The sequence below is a fragment of the Nesterenkonia aethiopica genome, assembly GCF_039534665.1.
Lineage (GTDB): Bacteria > Actinomycetota > Actinomycetes > Actinomycetales > Micrococcaceae > Nesterenkonia > Nesterenkonia aethiopica.
Window position 1 is genome coordinate 1 of the sequence record NZ_BAAAVT010000033.1, and the last position, 5959, is coordinate 5959.

3 rRNA genes are annotated in these 5959 nt (G+C 56.0%); all 3 read right to left on the reverse strand.

The annotated features are described in order from the left end of the window. Positions 1-7 precede the first annotated feature (7 nt). The 3 genes from rrf to ABD658_RS15140 all read right to left on the reverse strand — a co-directional run bounded on the left by rrf (position 8) and on the right by ABD658_RS15140 (position 5570). Positions 8-124: ribosomal RNA gene (rrf, locus tag ABD658_RS15130) — 5S ribosomal RNA — on the reverse strand. Between the two features lie 288 nt (positions 125-412). After that, positions 413-3525, reverse strand: a 23S ribosomal RNA gene (locus tag ABD658_RS15135). A 516-nt stretch (positions 3526-4041) separates the two neighbouring features. Then, positions 4042-5570: ribosomal RNA gene (locus ABD658_RS15140) — 16S ribosomal RNA — on the reverse strand. Together the 16S, 23S and 5S rRNA genes form the textbook arrangement of a ribosomal RNA operon. Positions 5571-5959: the final 389 nt, after the last annotated feature.

The following is a 5959-nucleotide window of genomic DNA, read 5'->3' on the forward strand; positions in this document are numbered from 1 at the left end:
AAGTGGTGTCCGGCGGTGACCTACTCTCCCACACACTCCCGTGTGCAGTACCATCGGCGCTGTGGGTCTTAGCTTCCGGGTTCGGGATGGGACCGGGCGTTTCCCCCACGCTATGACCGCCGTAACTCTCTCAACCCAACCACCAGCACCACCACCTACACACCAGCAGGCACGATACCAACAGCGGGTAAATCCAGTAACGACTACACCTCAACCAACCCGAGGCGCGCATGAGTCGTATTCAATTAGCTGCCACCCCTCACAGCATCCCCTCGACAACACGAGAGAACACAACAACGAGGGGACAGGGTTTGTTGATCAGGGACCGCCTAGTGGACGCGAACACGCAATTTCTCAAGTGATTCTTGTTGAACACCCATACCAACCCCAACAAACGTGAGGAAAGTGTGTGTGGTGTAAGTGGTCGGCTTATTAGTACCGGTCAGCTTCACACGTCTTCAGTCCGTGCTTCCACATCCGGCCTATCAACCCAGTGGTCTAGCTGGGAGCCTTCACACCTCAAGGGTGACGGAGATCTTATCTTGAAGCCGGCTTCCCGCTTAGATGCTTTCAGCGGTTATCCATCCCGAACGTAGCTAATCAGCGGTGCACTTGGCAGTACAACTGACACACCAGAGGTTCGTCCGTCCCGGTCCTCTCGTACTAAGGACAGACCTTCTCAAATCTCCAACGCGCGCAGCGGATAGGGACCGAACTGTCTCACGACGTTCTAAACCCAGCTCGCGTACCGCTTTAATGGGCGAACAGCCCAACCCTTGGGACCAACTCCAGCCCCAGGATGCGACGAGCCGACATCGAGGTGCCAAACCATGCCGTCGATATGGACTCTTGGGCAGGATCAGCCTGTTATCCCCGAGGTACCTTTTATCCGTTGAGCGACGGCCCTTCCACACGGTGCCGCCGGATCACTAGTCCCAACTTTCGTTCCTGCTCGACATGCCTGTCTCACAGTCAAGCTCCCTTGTGCACTTACACTCAACACCTGATTGCCAACCAGGCTGAGGGAACCTTTGGGCGCCTCCGTTACTCTTTGGGAGGCAACCGCCCCAGTTAAACTACCCACCAGGCACTGTCCCTGGACCCGATCAGGGCCCGAAGTTAGATGCCTAACAACACCAGAGTGGTATTTCAACGATGACTCCACGACCACTAGCGTGACCGCTTCACAGTCTCCCACCTATCCTACACAAGTGATGTCAAACACCAATACCAAGCTATAGTAAAGGTCTCGGGGTCTTTCCGTCCTGCTGCGCGTAACGAGCATCTTTACTCGTAATGCAATTTCGCCGAGTTCACGGTTGAGACAGCGGGGAAGTCGTTACTCCATTCGTGCAGGTCGGAACTTACCCGACAAGGAATTTCGCTACCTTAGGATGGTTATAGTTACCACCGCCGTTTACTGGGGCTTAAATTCTGAGCTTCGCTACCCGAAAGCAGCTGACTCGTCCTCTTAACCTTCCAGCACCGGGCAGGAGTCAGTCCGTATACATCGTCTTACGACTTCGCACGGACCTGTGTTTTTAGTAAACAGTCGCTTCCCCCTGGTCTCTGCGGCCCCAACCCGCCTCCCCGCAGCAAGTGCGGATCACGGGTGAGGCCCCCCTTCTCCCGAAGTTACGGGGGCATTTTGCCGAGTTCCTTAACCGTGATTCTCTCGATCGCCTTGGTATTCTCTACCTGACCACCTGTGTCGGTTTGGGGTACGGGCGGCTAGAACCTCGCGTCGATGCTTTTCTCGGCAGCATAGGATCACCGGATCCCCACCCAAACGGTGGGGCCCATCAAATCTCACCCTCAACAGCTCCCGGATTTACCTAGGAACCAGGCTACATTCTTAGACCTAGACAACCATCGCTAGGCCCGGCTACCTTCCTGCGTCACACCTGTTAATACGCTTGGCTCCCCAGTTCAGGTCCCACGCTCCCCACACACGCAGACTCAAAGAGACTGTCCAGTGTGGTTCGGGTGGTTAGTATCACCAGTTCACCATGGGCGGTTCTTCGCCGGTACGGGAATATCAACCCGTTGTCCATCGACTACGCCTGTCGGCCTCGCCTTAGGTCCCGACTAACCCAGGGCAGATTAGCTTGACCCTGGAACCCTTGGTCATTCGGCGGACACGTTTCTCACGTGTCTTTCGCTACTCATGCCTGCATTCTCACTCGAACACGCTCCACCACAGGCTTCCGCCGCGGCTTCACCGCTGTGCTCGACGCTCCCCTACCCAACCCCCATCCAAAGATGAGAATTGCCACGGTTTCGGCGGTGTGCTTGAGCCCCGCTACATTGTCGGCGCGGAATCACTTGACCAGTGAGCTATTACGCACTCTTTCAAGGGTGGCTGCTTCTAAGCCAACCTCCTGGTTGTCTAAGCAACTCCACATCCTTTCCCACTTAGCACACGCTTAGGGGCCTTAACCGGTGGTCTGGGCTGTTTCCCTCTCGACCATGAAGCTTATCCCCCACAGTCTCACTGCTGCGCTCTCACTTACCGGTATTCGGAGTTTAGCTGACGTCAGTAACCTTGTAGGGCCCATCGGCCATCCAGTAGCTCTACCTCCGGCAAGAAACACACAACGCTGCACCTAAATGCATTTCGGGGAGAACCAGCTATCACAGAGTTTGATTGGCCTTTCACCCCTACCCACAGCTCATCCCCCCAGTTTTCAACCTAGGTGGGTTCGGTCCTCCACGCGCTCTTACACGCGCTTCAACCTGGCCATGGGTAGATCACTCCGCTTCGGGTCTAGACCCAGCGACTCAAACGCCCTATTCAGACTCGCTTTCGCTACGGCTGCCCCACACGGGTTAACCTCGCCACTGAGCACTAACTCGCAGGCTCATTCTTCAAAAGGCACGCCATCACACCCCGCAGGATGCTTTGACGGATTGTAGGCACATGGTTTCAGGTACTATTTCACTCCCCTCCCGGGGTACTTTTCACCATTCCCTCACGGTACTGATTCACTATCGGTCAGCAGGGAGTATTCAGGCTTACCAGGTGGTCCTGGCAGATTCACACAAGATTCCTCGAGCCTCGTGCTACTCGGGATACACTCACAGGCCGGCGGAACGCATTACGACTACGGGACTCCCACCCTCTCCGGTCACGCACTCAAACGTGTTCGTCTATACGCCCGCACCTCAACCCCCAGGACTGGTAGACCCTGGACGGAATGTCCCACAACCCCGCGCACGCAACCCCTACCAGGTATCACACGCACACGGTTTAGCCCCATCCGCTTTCGCTCGCCACTACTCACGGAATCACTCTTGTTTTCTCTTCCTGTCGGTACTGAGATGTTTCACTTCCCGACGTTCCCTCCAACCGGCCTATACATTCAGCCGGCGGTCACACACCATAACAGCATGCGGGGTTTCCCCATTCGGAAATCCTGGTATCAACGCTCGGTTATCAACTCCACCAGGCTTATCGCAGATTCCCACGTCCTTCATCGGCTCCTGCTGCCAAGGCATCCACCATGCGCCCTTCAACACTTACACACAAGTGTTCAACCAAGGACAACACAACACCACCACCACAACCCAACAGGGCCATGACAACGATGCGATGCTTGACCACGTTTCACATTAAGAAACAAAGATGCTCGCGTCCACTATGCAGTTCCCAAACAACAACCCCCACCACCATCACCACACCAGACACCACCACCACAACACCCCAAAACCAGGATGCTGCGGCCCGATGATGCCCCCAATGCGGCTACCTGCAGCCAGGGCAACAGATCCAGAAACACCAGAACCCACCACGACGACCAACGCCACCGCAGCCAGGCCTGTTGTCCCAGGACCCAACAGTGTACCAAGCACCACACCCACACACCCGACCGACTTCCACCACCACCAGCCCCCTCCACAGGGAACCAGCACCAGGTACTGAACAGCCAGACGCACAGACGCAGCGACAGAATGTTGATATTCCACCCTTGAGCAGACCACCAGCTCACACACTCGGTGAGCATCAGGCGGCGGACTCGAACTCGAGCCCAAGCTCCTTAGAAAGGAGGTGATCCAGCCGCACCTTCCGGTACGGCTACCTTGTTACGACTTAGTCCCAATCGCCAGTCCCACCTTCGACCACTCCCCCCGGAAAACCGGTTGGGCCGTGGGCTTCGGGTGTTACCAACTTTCGTGACTTGACGGGCGGTGTGTACAAGGCCCGGGAACGTATTCACCGCAGCGTTGCTGATCTGCGATTACTAGCGACTCCAACTTCACGAAGTCGAGTTGCAGACTTCGATCCGAACTGAGACCGGCTTTTAGGGATTAGCTCCACCTCACAGTATCGCAACCCACTGTACCGGCCATTGTAGCATGCGTGAAGCCCAAGACATAAGGGGCATGATGATTTGACGTCATCCCCACCTTCCTCCGAGTTGACCCCGGCAGTCTCCCATGAGTCCCCACCATTACGTGCTGGCAACATAGGACAAGGGTTGCGCTCGTTGCGGGACTTAACCCAACATCTCACGACACGAGCTGACGACAACCATGCACCACCTGTGAACCAGCCCCGAAGGGAAACTACATCTCTGCAGCGATCCGGTCCATGTCAAGCCTTGGTAAGGTTCTTCGCGTTGCATCGAATTAATCCGCATGCTCCGCCGCTTGTGCGGGCCCCCGTCAATTCCTTTGAGTTTTAGCCTTGCGGCCGTACTCCCCAGGCGGGGCACTTAATGCGTTAGCTACGGCGCGGAAAACGTGGAATGTCCCCCACACCTAGTGCCCAACGTTTACGGCATGGACTACCAGGGTATCTAATCCTGTTCGCTCCCCATGCTTTCGCTCCTCAGCGTCAGTAACAGCCCAGAGACCTGCCTTCGCCATCGGTGTTCCTCCTGATATCTGCGCATTTCACCGCTACACCAGGAATTCCAGTCTCCCCTACTGCACTCTAGCCTGCCCGTACCCACTGCACACCCGGGGTTAAGCCCCGGGCTTTCACAGCAGACGCGACAAGCCGCCTACGAGCTCTTTACGCCCAATAATTCCGGATAACGCTCGCGCCCTACGTATTACCGCGGCTGCTGGCACGTAGTTAGCCGGCGCTTCTTCTGCAGGTACCGTCACAAAAGCTTCTTCCCTGCTGAAAGCGGTTTACAACCCGAAGGCCGTCATCCCGCACGCGGCGTCGCTGCATCAGGCTTGCGCCCATTGTGCAATATTCCCCACTGCTGCCTCCCGTAGGAGTCTGGGCCGTGTCTCAGTCCCAGTGTGGCCGGTCACCCTCTCAGGCCGGCTACCCGTCATCGCCACGGTGAGCCGTTACCTCACCGTCTAGCTGATAGGCCGCGAGTCCATCCAAGACCGATAAAATCTTTCCACCAGCACCTCATGCGAGGACTGGTCATATCCGGTATTAGACCCAGTTTCCCAGGCTTATCCCAGAGTCAAGGGCAGGTTACTCACGTGATACTCACCCGTTCGCCACTAATCCACCCGTGCAAGCACGGGCTTCATCGTTCGACTTGCATGTGTTAAGCACGCCGCCAGCGTTCATCCTGAGCCAGGATCAAACTCTCCATCAAAAACTGATAGAACAACCAGCACACCCACCAGACGATCCCCAAGACACCACACAGACGACCATGCCGGAAAAACACGATCACCCACGCAGCATCCCTCACAGGGACCACCAGCAAGCACACCAGTCAGCGATCCATGGCTGATACGTGATCACTTCCACGGGGGTGGAAGCCTCACGCCAACCAAACAATCAAATAATTTGGTATCAACAAACTTGGCACACTATTGAGTTCTCAAACAACAGGCGCTACCGGCACCACCGGAAGAAAACCGCCAACCTAGAATATCATATCATATTCTCTGTTGTCAATTTTCGCTTTCCGGATCGCTCCGAAGCAACTTTTCTATCCTAGAACATCTCGTTTCCGGCTGTCAAACCCGGTCCCGAGCC